Below are 17,487 nucleotides of genomic sequence, written 5' to 3'. Positions count from 1 at the left end.
AGGCCTGGGTGGAAGATTTTGCTGCGCATAGCCGCATGGGAGGCATGAAAATCCCTTTGGCGTTGATGGTCCGATGAAATCGCGTAAGCTGACGGTCCGGGGGAAACGAATGTCCGACGATCTGAAACTCACGGTCCAGCGCCCGCCGGCCTATGGCGAATTGACCGACGTGCTGCCCGGATTGTTCTGGGTGCGGCTGCCGATGCCCACGATTCCCAATCACGTCAATTGCTGGCTGCTCGACAACGGTCCGGGATGGACGCTGGTCGATTGCGGGCTGAACACCGACGACACGTTTGAAATCTGGGACAAGCTCTGGCGCGGGCTGTTGCGCGCCCGCCCGTTGCAGAACCTCACCTTCACGCACGCCCATCTCGATCATTTCGGCCTCGCCGGATATCTGGTGAAGGAAATGAAATGCACGGTGCGCATGCCGCTTGCCGAATGGCTCAGCGGCTGGAAGATGTGGCATGAGCGCGAAGACGGTCCGGACGAGCATTTTGCCGGCTTCATGAAGCGGAGCGGCGCCTCCGACGAGGACGCCACCGGGATCATCCAGGCGCAGCGCCCATCCAAATATCTTGGCCTGCGACCGCCGCGCGAATTCATTCGCATCCGGGACGGCGATGTGATCGCCATGGGGCAGCGCGAGTGGCGGACGATCACGGCGGGCGGACATTCGCCCGAACATGCGATGTTCTATTGCGAGAGCGACAAGATCCTGATCGCCGGCGACCAGATCCTGTCGCACATGGCGCCGTCGGTGATCGTGCCGTCGGCGCAGCCGGAAGCCAACCCGATGAAGGAGTATCTGGAGGCGCTGACGCGGCTCGAGGCGCTGGCGCCGGATACCCTGGTGCTGCCGTCGCACGGCCTGCCGTTTCGCGGACTGCATGCCCGGCTCGCCCAGCTGCGCGAGCATCATCGGGCGCGGCTCGACGACGTGGCATCCGTCGTGTCAGGCAAGACGACTGCGTTCGCGATCGCGCAGGAAGTGTTTCCGCGGGTGCTGTACGCCAATCCGCGCCAGGCTTTTGGCGAGTCGCTTGCGCATCTGAACATGTTGGCTTCGATCGACAGATTGACGCGCGATGTCGATGCTAATGGTGCGATCAGCTTCGCACCGGCGTAACACAACGTGCCTTCAGCAACCGAACCGAATCCTCCCAAAGCATCTGTCGGCCTTCTCCACTCCAAGGCGTGGCAGATTGCGATGATCGGGCTGGGCACGGCGACGGCGCAGCTCGACACGTCAGTCAATATCGCCTTCCCTGCCATCACCCGCGGCTTCGAACTTTCGATCGGCGACATCCAGTGGGTGGTGATCTGCTACGTCTTGACCTACGCCAGCCTGCTGTTGGCGCTCGGACGCATCGGCGACACCATCGGTCACGCGGTCGTCTACCGGGCCGGCCTGATCTGCAGTGCGGTGGCGTTGCTACTGGTCAGCTGTGCGCCCAGCTACGGCGCGATGCTGGTGTTTCGCTGCCTGCAGGGGATCGGCGCGGCACTGGTGATGAGCTGCGGCGTAGCGCTGGTGACATCACTCTACGGCGAAGAGCGACGCAGCCGGGCGCTCGGCACCTATACAATGATGATGGCATTGGGCTGGATGCTCGGTCCGCTGCTCGGGGGCGCTTTGACGGCGATCTGGGATTGGCCGGCGGTGTTCTGGTTCCGAATTCCCGTCGCGATCGCGGCACTGCTGCTGCTCCGCGGCCTGCCAGCGGCCCCGCCACGCCTGACAAGCGAACGCTTTGACATTCCAAGCGGCATCGCATTGGCGCTGGGCCTGGTGACCATGCTGATGGCGATCAATCGAATCCGCGAGCTCTCCGCCGTCTGGCTCGGATTGCTGTCCGTCGTGGCGTTTGCAGGCTTTGCCTTCCGCCAATCCCGCACGGCGCGACCGATCATCGCAATGGACGTTCTCAAACGGCCGGGCTTTGCGCTGCTCAACTTTGTCAGCGTGCTGGCCAATCTCGCAGCCTTTTCGGTTTGGCTGCTGGTGCCCTATTATCTGGCGCGAATGCCCGGCTACACGCTGACAGAGGGCGGCGCCATCCTGGCCGCCGGCGCGGCCGGCGCGGCGCTGGCAGCGCCGATCGCCGGTCGCCTCACCGGACGGCTGATCTCATCGGAGCGGCTGGCCATCGCAGGTGCCGCCATCATTGGCGCCGGGCTTCTGCTGCTGGGCGCGTGGACCGAGCAGACCCCGACAGCGCTGCGGGTGACAGGGCTGATCGTGCAGGGTATCGGCCTCGGCCTGTTCCAGCTCGCCTATTCGGACATCGTGACTGCAACACTTCCGCTGACGGAGCGCGGCGTCGCGGGCAGCCTTGCGCTGCTCACGAGAACGCTGGGCACGGTGACCGCGGCATCGGTTTTCTTTCTGGTGTTCGAAATCCTGCAAGCGGCGCATGGCTTCTTTGAAGCCTTCCAGCAGACGTTTCAGCTGGCAGCGGTACTGGCATTTGTCGCGGCGGGGCTGTTGATGCTTGCACCGCGCAAGATCGGCAAGGCGTAGATGCGCTCAATCCGGCGACACCAGCAGCCAAGCCAAATAGCCGTAATAGCCGGTCGCGCCCAGCGCGATGGCGAGCGCAAGGCCGGCGATGATGTCGGTCGTGGCAGATTTCGATGCCTTCATCCACCAATAAGGCAAATGCTCCGGTGTTGGTTCCCCGGCATTACCGATGCATCGAGGAAGCTCTAACCAGCCCGCCGTCGCTTGCGCTCATCGCGGGCATGCCGCGCCGAAGCGCAAGCGAAGGCGGGTGACGGAGATCACCGTCCAGTCGCGGGAACTGACGGTGGCTCATCCGGGTTCCGGCCCGACCCTGGGCGAACTCGGGCAAGTGGGCCTCTCTCAAATGCGCCGCAAACCGGCTACGCCCCATTTGGTCTCGAAGGTGGCCAACGTGTCGAGACCAGACATTGGGTCGCGCACGTCATCGACAGCACGAAACTCGAACAAGGCTTGGTCTCGCGTAAAGGTACAACGCGTGTAACCGTGACGTTTAGCATCGACGAACTGGATATGCGGATTGTCCGGAAGCGACGCCATATAGCCACTGTGATCGCCCAGGCGGGAGCTGATGGCGCCGCAGACGATGTGGGCTGCGACAGTATCCGAGCGAATATCCTGTCGCCGGGATGGAACATTCGAGGCGACGAATCCGTGAATATCGCCTCCGAGAACGATGGTGTCGCGGCGCGGACGTGCGGCGATCAGATCGATGACGCGCTGATGGGCTGCCGCGTAGCCATCCCAGCCGTCGGTGGAGAAGCCGGTGCCGGATTTCAGCTTTCGCTCGAATGGCGAGAACATGAGTTGCTGTCCGAGAAGCAGCCAACGTCCGCGAGCCGGCTCGGCAAGGCAGCTCGCAAGCCAGCTCTCCTGATTCAGTCCGAGCATCGTTCGCTCGGGGTTGAATGCGTCTGCGCATTCCGAAGCAGAAACCAGGCGGCTGCGATCAAGCGCCGGTGCTGGTGGTGGGCAAGGGAGCGGCGAGCGATACTGGCGTTCGTCCAGCATGATGAGGTCGATCAAGTCGCCGAACGCCAAGCGCCGATAGAGGATTGCGTCCGGTCCCAACGGGCGCTGTGCGTCCCTCAGTGGCATGTGCTCCCAATAGGCCTGGTAGGCCGCAGCCCGCTGCCGCAGGAACGCCGCCGTCGACGGCCGACCGGGAGCGTGGCTTCCCGCATAGTCGTTCTCGACGTCGTGATCATCCCAGATGGCAATCCAGGGAAAGGCAGCGTGCGCCATTTGGATCGCCGGATCGGTCTTGTACCATGAATGCATCCGCCGATAGTCGGCCAGCGTCTTTGGAACGTCGAAGGGAACGTCGCGGACCTTCTGCTTGACGGCGGCAGGGCTAGATGACGGAGCCTCGTAGATGTAGTCTCCGAGGTGCAACACGAAGTCGAGGTCTTCATCGGCCATCGGTTGATAGGCGGCCCAGTTCCCGTACATCCAATGCTGGCATGCGGCCGCAGCGAACCGCAGACGCGACACCTGCTGTCCCGGCGCAGGCGCGGTGCGAGTTCTACCGATTGGACTCTCGGTCTTCTCGGCCCGAAAGCGGTACCAATAGGAGCGCCCGGGCTCGAGGCCGCCGACCTCGATATGCACCGAATGCGCGACTTCCGGCATCGCCAGGGTGACGCCGGCCCGCACGACATCCTGCAAACGTTCGTCGCGCGCCACTTCCCAGGTAACCTCGACGGGAGCATCACCCATACCTCCGTCGGGAGCCAGAACGTCACGAACCAGCCGCGTCCACAGCACGACGCCATCGGGCCATGGATCTCCAGATGCGATCCCCAGTTTGAAGATGCTGCTGCCTGAGGACGCGTGAACCGGACCGGCTGCAAGGGAGGTCGACAAGGCAATGCCGATGGCTCCGGCAAGCGCATCGCGGCGCGTATACGACGTCATGGTCGGCTCCGATTGATCGTCAGCCCTGCCAGGGCATCGAATACGTCCGCACGTTGGTGAAGCCTTTCATGGCTTCCACAACTCCCTCCTTGTAGCCCTGCCCAGAGTCTTTGATGCCGCCAAACGGCGACATCTCGGTGCGATAGCCCGGCACCTCCCAAACGTTCACCGTGCCGACCTCGAGCTCATTGATGAAGCGCGTAATGTAATCGAAGCGGTTGGTGCAAACGCCGGAGGACAGCCCGTAGGCGGTCGAATTGGAAATGCGGATCACCTCTGCGATGTCGTTCGGACAACGGATGATCGGAATCACCGGACCGAACGTCTCCTCGTGCACCAGTTCGCAATCGTACGGCACGCGGTCGACGACAGTCGGGGAATAGAGCGCACCCTGGCGATCATTGCCGTGAAGCAGCTCGGCACCTTTCGTCACCGCGTCGTTGACACGGCTTTCGAACAGCACTGCGGATCGCTCATTGATGACCGTGCCGACGTCGGTTTCCGGATCGGCCGGGTTGCCGCATTTCAGCTTCCTGGCCTTTTCGAGCACGCATTTCGAGAATTCATCGGCAACCTTCTCGACGACGAGAATGCGCTTCACCGCCGTGCATCGCTGGCCCGAATTCTTCGTCGCACCCTGCACGGCGAGTTCGGCCGCCTTGTCGAGGTCAGCGTCTTCCATGACGATCAGCGGATCATTGCCGCCGAGTTCGAGCACTATACGCTTGTAGCCTGCTGTGCGGGCGATGTGCTTGCCGACGCGTACGGAGCCGGTGAAGGTAACCAGGTCTGCGTCCGGATCAGTGATCATCGCATCACCCATCGTGGATGGATTGCCCGTGACCACAGAGAGCATTTCGGGCGGCAGTCCCGCCTCATAGAGCACGTCCGCGAGTGCAAGCGCGGTCAGCGGAGTCAGCTCGGTCGGCTTGAGAACGATCCGGTTGTTGGTTGCGATCGCAGGCGCTAGCTTGTGGCTCACCATGTTGAGCGGATGATTGAATGGTGTGATCGCCGAGATGACGCCCAGCAACGGCGTTCGCAGCGTATGGATGCGGCGCGCCTTGCCGTTCGGCGAGATGTCGCAGGCATAGGACTCGCCATCGTCCTTGACGGCGAGTTGCGCGGCGAACGACCAGACGTCGTAGGCGCGCGTCGACTCATAAATCGCGTCCTTCCAGCACAGGCCGGACTCCGCGGAGATGATACGCGCGAAGGATGCGCGCCGCCCCCGCAGCAGTTCAGCGGTTTTCTGCAGAATCTGCTGACGCTCGAAACGCGATAGTTTCGGTTTGAATGCTTTCGCCCTGGCAAACGCTTCGCGCACGTGTTCGGGGCGCGCTGCCGGCACGGTACCGACAAGCGACCCGTCGTAGGGATTACGGACCTCAACGACGTCATCGGTCGTGATGTGTTTGCCGGCAATGCGCATAGCCTCCCGCTTTGCCGCATAACTAAAAGGCACGTTCATGGGACCGGTCCTCAGGACACGAGATTCAAGGCGACGTCGAAAACGTCGAAGTTGCGCAGCGTCCGCCCGGCGGGAATCTTGATCTTTCGATTGGCGATCATCGGCACGGTCTGCTCCGTGAGACCGCCATGCGAACGCAGCGGTTCCGTGAGTCCCGACAGATCGTGCTTGGCGGCGGAGGTGCCGAGCACCTTGTGTTTCGACGAAAGCACGACGACGTCGCCAATGCGGTCGGCCGGAAGCTCGAACCGCTTGCAAGCCTCCTCCGCCGGGATCGCAACTTCGACGCCCGCGATCGTCTTGATGTGATCGAGCACGGCTTGCCGCTTGTCAGCATCGACGTAGACAGTCGCGAATGAGCCGAGCGCGCCATGATGCGCGACATATGGGTCCGTGATCGGGAGAATCACCCGGGTCATCCCGGAACCGAATTTCTCATCAAGGATCTCCTGCAGGTAGATAACGTCCGGCTGGCCGTTTGGCAGATGCTTGTCGTTCATGCCGTGATCGGCGGTCATCACCAGCACACAGCCCAGCGCATCGAGCTCTCCGACGTAGCGGTCGAACATCTTGTAGAAGCTGTCGGCGATCGCCGAACCTGGCGCCGCCTTGTGCTGCACGTAGTCCGTGGTCGAAAGATACATCACGTCCGGCCGGAAGGTTTTGAGCAGTTTGACGCCGGCCGCGAAGACGAATTCCGACAGATCGGCCGAGTAAACTTCCGGCAGTTTCATGCCAACGAATTCGAGCACGTTGTCGATGCCGTTTTCGGCCATGTCGGCCTTGTCGGCCTTCTCCGATGAGAACGCGATAGCGGTACCCTTTTGAAAGTCGAGACCCTTGCCCAGCAGCGTGCGCAACTTGTCCTTCGCGGTCACCATAGCGACCTTGCTCCCGGCCTTCTGGAAGTCGGCGAGGATCGTGGGTGCGCGCAGGAAGCGGGCGTCGTTCATCATCACTTCCTGCTTTGCCTCGCGATCGTAGAAGAAGTTGCCTGCGATGCCGTGCACGGCCGGCGGCCGGCCGGTGATGATCGACAGGTTGTTCGGGTTGGTGAAACTCGGGATCACCGACAGCGCCTGCGTGTTCGTGCCGGTCTTAAGTATCCGGTCGAGATTGGGACAAAGCCCCTTCTCGATAGCGCGCTCGATATAGCCTGGCTCGGAGCCGTCGATGCAAATGACGACGGTCGGGGTATTGGGGAGGCGATAGCTGCGGCCATTCGTCGTCACGGAAGCGGGAGTACGTGTGAGCATGGCTCATCCTTTCCAGTGTTGCGCCACGCGGTGGAGCGCTGAGGGGTTACCGTTTTCTCGGCAATGCCGGGAACGTTCATAAAGTGGGCCGGGCAATGTTCGGACGGCCGAGTCGCGTCATCGGATCATCGAGCGGACGCGGGAGGAAAGGAGGTCGGTGACCAACACCATCGCAAGGATGACCAGGATGCAGGTCGCCGTGTCCTGGTACTGGAACAGCTTCATCGAGGACACGAGTTCGAAGCCGATGCCGCCCGCGCCGACCATGCCGAGTACGGTGGATTGCCGCACATTGGTCTCGAGACGGTAAAAGATGGTGCCGAGCCAGGCCGGCAGCACTTGCGGCAGCACGCCGAAGAAAAAGGTCTTGAACGGGCCGGCGCCAGCCGAGCGGAATGCCTCGAGCGGTCCTTCGTCGATGTCTTCCATGGCTTCGGCAAAGAACTTGCCGAGCATGCCGGCGCCGTGGATGGCGAGGGCGAGCACGCCGGCGAACGGGCCGAGGCCGATGGCGGCGACGAAGATCAGCGCCAGGATGATCTCGTTGATGCCGCGCATACAGTTCAGCACCTGGCGGGTGAAGTGATAAATCGCCGGATGCGGCGAGAGGTTGCGGGCCGCGAAAAAGCTGATCGGCAGCGAGATCGCGACGCCGAGCAACGTGCCCCAGATCGCAACCTGCAAGCTTTCGAGCGCCGGTCGCCAGAGCTTCTCAATGAAGCCCGGGTTTGGCGGCATCATGCGGACCATAAAGTCCCACATATAAGGGATGCCGTTCCACAGATTTGTCGCGTTGATCTGCGATCCGACCGCCGCCCAGTAGAGGAATCCAAGGATCACCAGACCGAGGACGCCGGTGCCCCACCAGCCGAAGCGGCCCTGAGGCGGACGAAGGACGAGTTGATAGCTGGACATGGTCATTCTCCTGCTCAGGCGGATGCCGCGAGGGCGACGGGATCGAGCGAATTCGACACCAGGCGTGGGCCTGCGTTCGGCCGCAACACGCGGGCGACCCCCGGATCTTCGAGCCCTGGATAGATCTGGTGCACGACGTCGACGGTGAGGTGGTCCGGCGTATCGTCGAAAACCACCTTGCCGCCGGAGAGACCGACGATGCGCTCGCCAAATTCGACCGCGTAGTCGACCTGGTGCAGATTGCAGATGACGGCGATGCCTTCCTCCTTGCAGATCGCCTTGAGATAGCCGAGCACGACACGCGAGGTTTTCGGGTCGAGGCTCGCCACCGGCTCGTCGCACAGAATGACGGCCGGGCGTTGTGCCAGTGCACGGGCAATGCCGATGCGCTGCTGCTCTCCGCCGGAGAGCTGATCGGCACGCGACATCGCCTTGTGGGTCAGCTCGACGCGCTGAAGACATTCCATCGCGATCTCGACGTCCTTCGTCGGGAAGATTTGAAGTGCAGAGAGGATCGACGACATCCCGGCCATCCGGCCGACCAGAATGTTCTTGAGCACGGTGAGTCGCTTCACCAGGTTGTGGTTCTGGAAGATCATCGCGACCGGGCGCAACCGTCCGCCGGCCGCACGTTTGGAGTCGAAGATCGCGCCGTCGATGACGATCTTGCCGGCGTCCGGCGGCGTGAGGCCGTTGATGCAACGGAGCATCGTTGATTTTCCGGCGCCGCTCGGACCCAAGACCACGAGGAATTCGCCGGACTTTACTTCGAGATCGATGCCCTGGAGCACCGGCCTCCCGCCGTATGATTTCTTCAAACCTTCGATCTTGATCATCTGAGCAGTCCTATGCCGGAGGGTTGGTTACGGCGTGTTAGCGCAGTGGGCTCATTTCATCTTCTTCAGATCGAGATTGAGCGCTTTTGCGGTATCCCGAATTACATCGTAGGCCGCGTCGTTGGTTTCGACGAAGCGGTTGAGCTTGCCCTGGTCGGCCCAGGTGATGTCCCTGATGTCCAGGAACGCGGTTTTGATCTTCGCCTTGAGCTCCGGCGTCAGATTCTTGCGCCACACCGTCGGTGATTCCGGGATCGGGCCGGAACTCCAGACGACGTGGATGTCCTCGCGCTTGACGAGATTCTTCTGCACGGCGGCATCCAAGATTCGGTCGGCGATGGTGGCCGCGTCAACGCGCTTGTTGGCTACCGCCAGCGCGTTGGCATCATGCGAACCGGTGAAGAGAACGCGGCCGAAGAATTTATCCGGGTCGATACCGAGCTTGAGCAGGCCGGCCTTGGGGAAAAGGTGACCCGATGTCGAAGACGGATCGACGAACGCGAAGGTTTTGCCCTTCAGATCGTTGATATCCTTGATACCGCTATCCTTCCGCGTGATGATCTGGCTGTGATAGAAGGTTCGTCCGGACTTCGAGGTCTCGGCAGTCGCGAAAGCTTCGATGTTCGCAACGCTTGTGCCGAGCACGTAGGAGAACGGCCCAAGGTAGGCCACTTCGACGTGGTTCGAGCGCATCGCCTCGATGACACCGTTGTAGTCGGCGGCGACAAAGCCCTGCACTTTCATGCCGAGATTCTTTTCGAGCGCATCGAGCAATTGCTGGCTCGACGCCAGCATCGCGCGGGAATCTTCCGACGGAATGAGGCCGACGCGAATCACACCCTGTGCACGCAATACATTCGGCATGGAGACTAAAGCGCCGGCAGCCGCAACGGACCCGACGAGCATTTTTCGACGCGTGATGGTCATGTCTTTCTCCCTTTACGCCGCCGGTCTTTGTGACCTTGTCGGTGATCTAATGATTGGTGCATTCGCCTCTAGCTTTGTTTCACTACGCTGCCTTGACGGTCTGCCTTCCTATGAAATTCCTGCCGCGCTCGCCTTCCAGCGCCTTCTCGACCAGGCGTGTCCACTCGGCGGGCGAGACCCCATACGCGGCTGGATCAGTCTTGACGCCCATGCCCTCGAGGAAAGACCGCAGCTTTCGGATGCCTTCGCTGAGGTCCGGGCCAAAAATCCGGCGCAGTGCAGCATCGCAGTCGGAGCTGTTGCCTATTGCCCACCCCATTACGATCGGAAGCGAGAACGAACAGGCGATGCCGTGGATCAATCCGGTCTTCAGCGTAATGTCGTAGGAGATGTTGTGCGCCAAAGCCGTCTTGGTCTGCGAGAACGCGAAGCCGGCGAGCAGACTGCCGCGCACCTGACGGGTGCGCAGATCGATATCGCCGAGATTGTCGAGCAGGCGCGGCAGCGTTTCGATGATCTCGCGCGCAGCCTCGACCGCGAAGCTCGCCGAGACCGGGTTGGCATTGACGTTCCAGATGCTCTCGAGCGCATGTGACAGGGAATCGAGGCCGGTCGCCAGAGTCAGCCCGCGCGGCGCCCCGAGAATGAGTTGCGGGTCCAACACGGCGGCTTCCGGATAGAGCAGTGGATGTGCGAGCGAATATTTGCTGCCGTTGGCCGAATCCCACACGGTTGCCCAATGGGTGACTTCGCTGCCGGTTCCGGAAGTGGTCGGTACCGCAATGATCGGCACGATCGCCGAGGTGTCGAGCGGCTCCTTGCCGGTAAGATGGCGGCGGACATTCTCGAAGTCGCCCTTGCTGGCGGCCAGCACCTTGGCAGCATCCATCATCGAGCCACCACCGAGGGCAACGATGACTTCGGGCGCTTGCGTTGCAGCGCCGAAGACTCGGCAGGAATTCACCAGATCGGCGCAATCCGGGTTGGTCTCGATATTGTCGATGACGGCGACCGGCTCACCCGCGACTTTTGCAAGGCGGGCCGCTAAGTCATTGAAGATTGGCTGGTTATAGGTGACGAGGGCATAGCGTCGCTTGCCGATCAAGCCCTCAACTTCATCGAACGTGCCGGCGCCGAAGCGAACTTTTACGGGATTCCAGTAGGCCCACCGCATGACGTTCCACCCTTGATCGCGCCTGGAGCGCTGCCACTTCCGCGCTTCTCAGGAGCGCTCGTTATGCCGAACCATCGCTGGAAGCTGATACATCGACAAATTGATTTTTTTGGAGAAATAGATAGGTTTATTCTATGCGTTACAGCCAGCTCCGCTCCTTCCATGCAGTGGCAACCGCCGGTGGCTTCAACGCCGCATCGGATGCCGTCCACATCACCCAGCCGACGCTGACAGCGCAGGTCGGCGCGCTGGAGGAGGAGTACGGTGTCGAACTCTTCATCAAGAAAGGGCGACGGCGCGAGTTGACCGATACGGGGCGGCAACTATTGGCGATTACGTCACGCCTGTTTGCCGAAGAGGAAGAGGCGGCGGCATTCCTCGAGCAGTCGCGCGAGCTCAAGACCGGTCGGCTTTCCGTCGGCGCGGTCGGTCCATATCATGTCACCGAGATGCTTGCGGCCTTCAATCGCGCCTATCCGGGGATCGAGCTTGCCGTGAAGCTCGGCAACTCGCACGACGTGCTCGCCGATCTCCTGGACTACAGGAGCGATATCGCGGTGCTCGCACACATCGACGAGGATGATCGTCTTCTCACCATTCCATATCGGCGTCATCCGGTTGGCGTCTTTGTGCGCACAGATCATCCGCTGGCAAAGCGGAAGAACGTAAAGATCGCCGCACTCGAAGGTGAGCCGCTAATCATCCGTGAGACCGGCTCTACGACGCGACGCGCGTTCGAACAGGCACTCGCCAAGGCGAAGATCAAACCGCGCATTGTCATGGAGATCGGAAGCCGCGAGGCGATCCGCGAAGCCGTCATTCGCGGGTTGGGCATAAGCTATGTCTCTGAACCCGAGTTCGTTCCGGACCGTTCTCTTCGTCTCATTCCAATCGGCGATACGGAAATCTTCACTTATGCGCATGTCGTGATTCTGCAGAAGCGCGAAAACAGCCGGATCATTCGCGCATTTCTCGAAGTCGTGCGCAAGACAAAACTCTCCAGTGCAAGGTAGGTCATTCACGGCAATCGGGTTGATCGGGACGACTGGAGAATCGGCAGATCTCGTGGAACGAGATCACATGCGCATCTTCAACCGCGTCGGTATCGCCGGCCATTGCGGCGTGACATTGTCGGGTAGCCGGCAGTATTCGGAACGCGGCGGCGTTTCCGTCTATCGCCCTTTACAGGCAATCCTGAAGGCGGATGGCGGAGAGAGTGGGATTCGAACCCACGGTACGGTTTCCCGCACACACGCTTTCCAAGCGTGCGCCTTAAGCCACTCGGCCATCTCTCCGGAGGCCCTCTCTTGAAGGGGCAGGACACATTTTGCAAGGGACCGCGGGGACGCGCGCTTAAATTTCCCCAATTGTCTGAATTTATTGGATAATTTGTCCCTGATGTCAGCCGGGGCAACCGCGTGGCGCTGGGCCTTGAACCGGAATCAGGTTATCGCCGACGACCATGGGGCAACCATGGGCGGAGAACGGCATGATGATCACGCGGGCGCTTTCATTCGCCACCCTGATAGCGGCGCTGGTCGCGGGCGCTGCGGCCCCCGCCATGGCGCAATCCTGCACCCGTCAGGGCGTCGATGTGAGTTGCGACGACGGAAGGCGCGGCATCCTTTCGGGAGAAGCGATCATCTGGGCCGACGGCACGCGATCGAACCTGGCCTCGCCGCATCCGAGTGTGATCATCGGCAACAAATCGTCCGTCATCGTCGGAAAAGGCGTGTTCGTCGGCAAGGGCAACGGCGTGGTGCCGATGGAGAATCCGAGCGATCCGCGCCGGGCACGCTGCCCGGTGCTGGATGGCGTTTCCTACTGCTATTGAGAGCAGGCTTTGGATTTTTGACGCGGTTTCTTGACGCGAACCGGCGGCCACTTCGCTTGAAAACGCTTTAATGATGATACCGCGCGCCGTTGTTGATGGAGCGTAGCGGCCAGCGGGTCGGCGCATCAGCCAAGACGGGTCCCAAAGGGCCTCTATCGAGCTGGCTTTCCTGCAGCGCGTCGATGAAATCGGCAAACCATTGCTGGATCGTGCCGCCGCGCAGCTTCTCCATCATCGCCTCCCAGCGCATCCGCCGCTCGGTCACCGGCATCGAGAGCGCCGTTGAGATGGTGCGGGCCATGCCGTCGATATCGTGCGGGTTCACCAGCAAGGCGGTGTCGAGTTGGTTGGCGGCGCCGGCGAATTTCGACAGCACCAGCACGCCGGGGTCGGCGGGATTCTGGGCGGCGACATATTCCTTGGCGACCAGATTCATGCCGTCCTGCAGCGGCGTCACCACGCCGACCTGCGCGGTGCGGTAAAGCCCCGCGAGCACAGCCTGGCCGAAGCCCTTGTTGAGATAGCGGATCGGCGTCCAGTCGACTTCGCCGTGGACGCCGTTGACGTCGCTGACGAGCTTGGCGACATCGCTCTGCAGATTGCCATAGGCTTCGATCGCGCCGCGCGACGGGGTGGCGATCTGCAGCAGCGAAACGGTGCGCAACAGCTGAGGATGCAGCGTCCACATCCGGTCGAACGCCTTGATGCGGTTGATCAGCCCCTTGGAATAATCCAGCCGGTCGACGCCGATCGCGAGCTTCTCGCCATTCAGGCTGCGCCGCAGCCGCGACACGTCGGGATGCGTCATCGCCTTGGCGGCCTGCTGGGCGAATTTCTGCGGATCGATGCCGATCGGAAATACCGCGGCGCGCATCCGGCCATAGCGCGAGACGACAACGCCGTCACGCACGGCGAGCCCGAGATCTGACTGCGCGTAAGCCAGGAAATTCTCGCAATCCTCCTCGGTCTGGAAGCCGATCAGATCATAGGCCAGCATCGCCTCGATCAGATCGCGATGATGCGGCACGCCTGAGATCACCGAGCGCGTCGGCCACGGCGTATGCAGGAAGAATCCGATCGGCTGTGTCACGCCGAGATCACGCAGCTCGGCGCCGAGCGCGAGAAAATGATAGTCCTGAACCCAGAATGCGGAGTCCGGCTTTTTGAAGCGCAGCAACGCGCGCGCCATGAAGGCGTTCACTTCGCGATAGCTGACGTAATCCTCCTGGGAGGCGCGAATCAGATCGGCGCGGGAATGCAGCGCCGGCCACAGCGCCGAATTCGCAAAGCCTTCGTAATAGCCCCCGTAATGCGCCGCCGGCAGATCGAGCATGGCAAGCGCGCCCGCGCCCAATGCTTCAATTTCGGCGAAAGGTTCCTTCTGGTTCCCGTCACGGACGCGACCGCTGGAACCTACCCAAATCGCCCCGGATTTCTCGACAACGGGCAATAAAGCCGCCGCGAGGCCTCCGGTCATGGGTTCATTGGGTTTTCCGCGCGCAACGCGGTTCGAGACGACGACGAGGTTCACAGGTCCCCTCCTGTTGCTGCACCCGCGAATTAACAACCATTCATCAATATGGTTCCTGGCCAACGTTTCAACGAATTGAAACCAAATTCGGGCTGGCTCGGACGGAACTCACCTGAACTCACGAAAAAGAAAATTTTCCGCGAGATGGTGGTGATGCGTCAGGGAACTGTGTTCTAAAACCGGCGCGATTTGTAAAAATCGTGCGCCGATCATGGCCGCGCCGCGTCTCTTTCGTCATCGAGCAGATGCGCAAGAAACTCCCTCACATCACTCGGCGAATCGAAATGTCCCTGCACGCCTTTCGCGCGGCGGCCGACCGAGAATGCGAGACCATCGTAATCAGGCATAATGCCAAACACGGTTTCGTCGGTGACGTCGTCGCCGATGAAGAGCGGACGTCGGCCCTTGAACGGTTCACGCGTCATCAGCTCGCGCACGCCGGTCGCCTTGGTGAAACCGGAATGCTTGATCTCGCAGACGCATTTGCCCGGCAGCACTTCGATCGGCGCGTTCGGCAAATCGGCCCTGATCAGCGACACCGCGGCATAGATCGCCTTCTCCGCATGCGGCGCCAGGCGATAATGCAGCGCCAGTGAATAACCCTTGTCCTCGAGCAAGATTCCCGGGCTGAGCTTGGCGATCGCCGCAAGCCGGCGCTTCAATTCCCTGTCCAACGGCGGCGCATGGGCGTCGACCGATTCGTTGTCGGGATCGATGCGCATTTCCGCGCCATGGCCGCCGACGGCCGGGAATTGCTCCGGCGCGAAGATCAGGTCGATATCGTTGAGCGAGCGGCCGCTGACGAGCGCCAGCGCGCCGTTGGTGCGGGCCAGCAGCCGGTTAAGCGTCTTCGACAGCCCCGGCGGGACCCAGACCTCGCGCGGCGTCGGCATCAACTCGAGCAGCGTGCCGTCGATGTCGAGCAGGATAGCGGTTTCGCTTAAGTGCGGCACCAGCGAGCGCGGCACCGGAACGGTTTCCGGCGCACCTTCCTCCTCGCCAACGATCTCATCTTCCAATGGCATTTCCAACAGATCCTCGTTCATCTCATCTTACTCCACAAAGGCTAGCGGTCGTGCGACAGTTTCGAGCGACTTGCGCTCGGCGGCGACGGCGTAGCGCCACGCCACGGCTGCCGCAACGATCATCAGCGCCGACCCCAAAAGGTAGCCGGCGAAAACACTGGTGCGCGACCCCGTATCGATCAACACACCAAACAAAGCGGGCCCAATTACGCCGCCAATTCCGGTGCCGATCGCATAAAACAGCGCGATCGCCAGCGCGCGCACCTCCAGCGGGAACGTCTCGCTGACGGTGAGATACGCCGCACTCGCCGCGGGCGAGGCAAAGAAGAAGATCACCATCCAGGCGATCGTCTGCGTCTGCGCGGTCAGGGCTCCGATCGAGAACAGATAGCCCGACAGCGCCAGCAGTACGCCCGACACGCCATAGGTCAGCGTGATCATCTTGCGGCGGCCCACCGTGTCGAACAGCCGGCCCAGCAGCAGCGGGCCGAGAAAGTTACCCGCCGCGAACGGGAGAATGTACCAGCCAACGTGATTGGCCGGGATGTTGAAGAAGTCGGTCAGGATCAGCGCGAAGGTGAAGAAGATCGCGTTGTAGAAGAACGCCTGCGCCGCCATCAGCACGAGACCAACCAGCGAACGCTGGCGATAGACCGTCAGCAGCGTGTGCGCGACTTCGCGCAGCGGCGTGTGGCTGCGCATCCGCAATCTGACCTTCGGCAGGACGCCCTTCGTCTCATCCCGCACGTGCCCCGCCGACTTCTCGATTGCGTCCACGATCGCGTGTGCCTCATCGGGACGGCCATGGATCATCAGCCAGCGCGGGCTTTCCGGAATCCACATCCGCATCACGAACACGACGAGGCCAAGGACAGCGCCGGTCATATAGGCGAGCCGCCAACCCATATCAGGGCCGAACCACGCCGGATCGAGCAGCACGATCGCGCAGACCGCGCCGAGCGCCGCCCCGAGCCAGAAGCTGCCGTTGATGACGAGATCGGTCCAGCCGCGATAGCGCGCCGGCACCAGTTCCTGGATCGTCGAGTTGATTGCGGTGTACTCGCCGCCGATACCCGCACCGGTCAGGAATCTAAAGAGCGCATAACTTCCCACGCTCCATGAGAACGCGGTTGCCGCGGTCGCCGTGAGATAGACCGCGAGCGTGATGAAGAACAGTTTCTTGCGGCCGATCCGGTCAGTCAGCCAGCCGAAACCAAGCGCACCGAGTACGGCGCCGGCGAGATAGGCGCTATTGGCCAATCCGACATCGAAATTCGAGAACCGAAGCGTCGGGCTTTCCTTCAACGCACCGGACAAGGCGCCGGCGAGCGTGACTTCCAGCCCATCCAGAATCCAGGTGATCCCGAGCGCCAGCACGACGCGGGTATGAAATCCGCTCCAGCGCAAATCATCGAGCCGCGCCGGAATCGAAGTTTCGATGACGCGATCATTGTCCTGCCGCACGGCTGCGGAGGCGGAATCATTCGCTGCCGAACGTTTCCCTGTCAGCTGCACACCCATGGGAATTGAACCAATGAAAAAAACACCCGGAACGCCCCAGCCCCAAGCTTCTTTGGCCCGAATTAAGGCAGACATGATGTCCGCCATGGGACCACAACGTCCGCGCGGTATCATGGTTCCCGCATTGCGGCATAGGAACCGTGCGGATTTGGGCACCGCGTTTCCTTCGCGTCATTGCGAGCCAACGGGTCGGACGGAGGATAGTGCGCCTCCACTCGATCCTGTCGTCGTCATGCGCGGGCAGCCACCACCATATTGCGCATCTGAGCTCAAGGCCGGGACCACGGCGGTGTTTGTGGGTTGCACCTTCATCCAAACGCAGTTTCGCGATCTCGCGACGCATTGCGCCCGAGCTTTGCCAGAAATCCTTGCCCTCGAAATATGAGGGCGCAGGGAAGACCGGGTGCGCGCTGCACCCGCGGTCTCGCGTGCGGTTTGCACAAAACAAAATGCACACGAGCATACAGGGCAGCGGTGAACACCCGGCCTTCCCTGCGCAATGGCTTTACGGCTTATGCCGTGATCTCCCCGGAGACGAGTTCTTGGTTGACTC

Annotated in this window: 14 protein-coding genes and 1 tRNA gene; 4 read left to right on the top strand and 11 right to left on the bottom strand. The window is 61.6% G+C overall.

Annotated features, from left to right (window positions below; all coding sequences use genetic code 11):
* The first annotated feature begins 109 nt into the window (after positions 1–109).
* Together JQ574_RS22255 and JQ574_RS22250 are read left to right on the top strand one after the other, a co-directional pair.
* Positions 110–1,132 (top strand): MBL fold metallo-hydrolase, encoded by a 1,023-nt coding sequence (locus tag JQ574_RS22255; RefSeq protein ID WP_212213394.1) that lies wholly within the window; start codon positions 110–112, stop codon positions 1,130–1,132.
* Between the two features lie 81 nt (positions 1,133–1,213).
* Entirely contained in the window at positions 1,214–2,527 is a 1,314-nt protein-coding gene (locus tag JQ574_RS22250; RefSeq protein WP_212213397.1) for an MFS transporter, read from the top strand.
* Between the two features lie 342 nt (positions 2,528–2,869).
* On the opposite strand, the gene JQ574_RS22245 is transcribed toward JQ574_RS22250, so the two are convergent.
* The 7 genes from JQ574_RS22245 to psrA form a co-directional block, all read right to left on the bottom strand.
* The gene (locus tag JQ574_RS22245; RefSeq protein ID WP_212213400.1) at positions 2,870–4,444 is read right to left on the bottom strand and encodes an alkaline phosphatase; all 1,575 of its coding nucleotides are present in this window, start codon (positions 4,442–4,444) and stop codon (positions 2,870–2,872) included.
* 19 nt (positions 4,445–4,463) lie between these two features.
* Positions 4,464–5,915: a phosphonoacetaldehyde dehydrogenase gene (gene phnY, locus JQ574_RS22240; protein ID WP_212213403.1), complete on the bottom strand. Its 1,452-nt coding sequence runs from the start codon at positions 5,913–5,915 to the stop codon at positions 4,464–4,466.
* 11 nt (positions 5,916–5,926) lie between these two features.
* Positions 5,927–7,171, bottom strand: a complete 1,245-nt coding sequence (phnA, locus tag JQ574_RS22235; RefSeq protein WP_212213406.1) for a phosphonoacetate hydrolase — start codon at positions 7,169–7,171, stop codon at positions 5,927–5,929.
* Positions 7,172–7,288: 117 nt separating this feature from the next.
* A complete protein-coding gene (gene phnE, locus JQ574_RS22230) occupies positions 7,289–8,086 on the bottom strand; it encodes a phosphonate ABC transporter, permease protein PhnE (RefSeq protein ID WP_212213409.1) in 798 nt (265 codons plus the stop codon).
* Between the two features lie 14 nt (positions 8,087–8,100).
* Positions 8,101–8,922 (bottom strand): phosphonate ABC transporter ATP-binding protein, encoded by an 822-nt coding sequence (gene phnC / locus JQ574_RS22225; protein WP_212213412.1) that lies wholly within the window; start codon positions 8,920–8,922, stop codon positions 8,101–8,103.
* A gap of 51 nt (positions 8,923–8,973) precedes the next feature.
* Positions 8,974–9,849: a phosphonate ABC transporter substrate-binding protein gene (gene phnD, locus JQ574_RS22220; RefSeq protein ID WP_212213415.1), complete on the bottom strand. Its 876-nt coding sequence runs from the start codon at positions 9,847–9,849 to the stop codon at positions 8,974–8,976.
* 82 nt (positions 9,850–9,931) lie between these two features.
* On the bottom strand, positions 9,932–11,023 hold the full coding sequence (psrA, locus tag JQ574_RS22215; protein ID WP_212213418.1) for an iron-containing alcohol dehydrogenase PsrA: 1,092 nt from the start codon (positions 11,021–11,023) through the stop codon (positions 9,932–9,934).
* 134 nt (positions 11,024–11,157) lie between these two features.
* Here psrA and JQ574_RS22210 point away from each other — a divergent pair, with 134 nt between their 5' ends.
* Complete coding sequence (locus JQ574_RS22210) at positions 11,158–12,036, top strand: LysR substrate-binding domain-containing protein (protein WP_212213421.1); 879 nt, start codon at positions 11,158–11,160, stop codon at positions 12,034–12,036.
* 192 nt (positions 12,037–12,228) lie between these two features.
* Here the strand turns inward: JQ574_RS22210 and JQ574_RS22205 are convergent.
* Positions 12,229–12,318, bottom strand: a tRNA-Ser gene (locus tag JQ574_RS22205).
* A 194-nt stretch (positions 12,319–12,512) separates the two neighbouring features.
* Here JQ574_RS22205 and JQ574_RS22200 point away from each other — a divergent pair.
* Positions 12,513–12,857, top strand: coding sequence for a hypothetical protein (locus JQ574_RS22200; RefSeq protein ID WP_212213424.1), 345 nt, complete (start codon positions 12,513–12,515; stop codon positions 12,855–12,857).
* A gap of 67 nt (positions 12,858–12,924) precedes the next feature.
* On the opposite strand, the gene JQ574_RS22195 is transcribed toward JQ574_RS22200, so the two are convergent.
* The 3 genes from JQ574_RS22195 to JQ574_RS22185 form a co-directional block, all read right to left on the bottom strand.
* Positions 12,925–14,388: a trehalose-6-phosphate synthase gene (locus JQ574_RS22195; protein WP_212213426.1), complete on the bottom strand. Its 1,464-nt coding sequence runs from the start codon at positions 14,386–14,388 to the stop codon at positions 12,925–12,927.
* Between the two features lie 209 nt (positions 14,389–14,597).
* Positions 14,598–15,434: a trehalose-phosphatase gene (gene otsB / locus JQ574_RS22190; protein ID WP_212213439.1), complete on the bottom strand. Its 837-nt coding sequence runs from the start codon at positions 15,432–15,434 to the stop codon at positions 14,598–14,600.
* Positions 15,435–15,440: 6 nt separating this feature from the next.
* Positions 15,441–16,934, bottom strand: a complete 1,494-nt coding sequence (locus JQ574_RS22185) for an MFS transporter (RefSeq protein WP_212294998.1) — start codon at positions 16,932–16,934, stop codon at positions 15,441–15,443.
* Positions 16,935–17,487: the final 553 nt, after the last annotated feature.

Origin of the sequence: Bradyrhizobium sp. AUGA SZCCT0158 (genome assembly GCF_018130065.1) — a bacterium.
Lineage (GTDB): Bacteria > Pseudomonadota > Alphaproteobacteria > Rhizobiales > Xanthobacteraceae > Bradyrhizobium.
The sequence above is the reverse complement of the archived record's forward strand: the minus strand, read 5'-3'. Positions and strand labels throughout refer to the sequence as shown.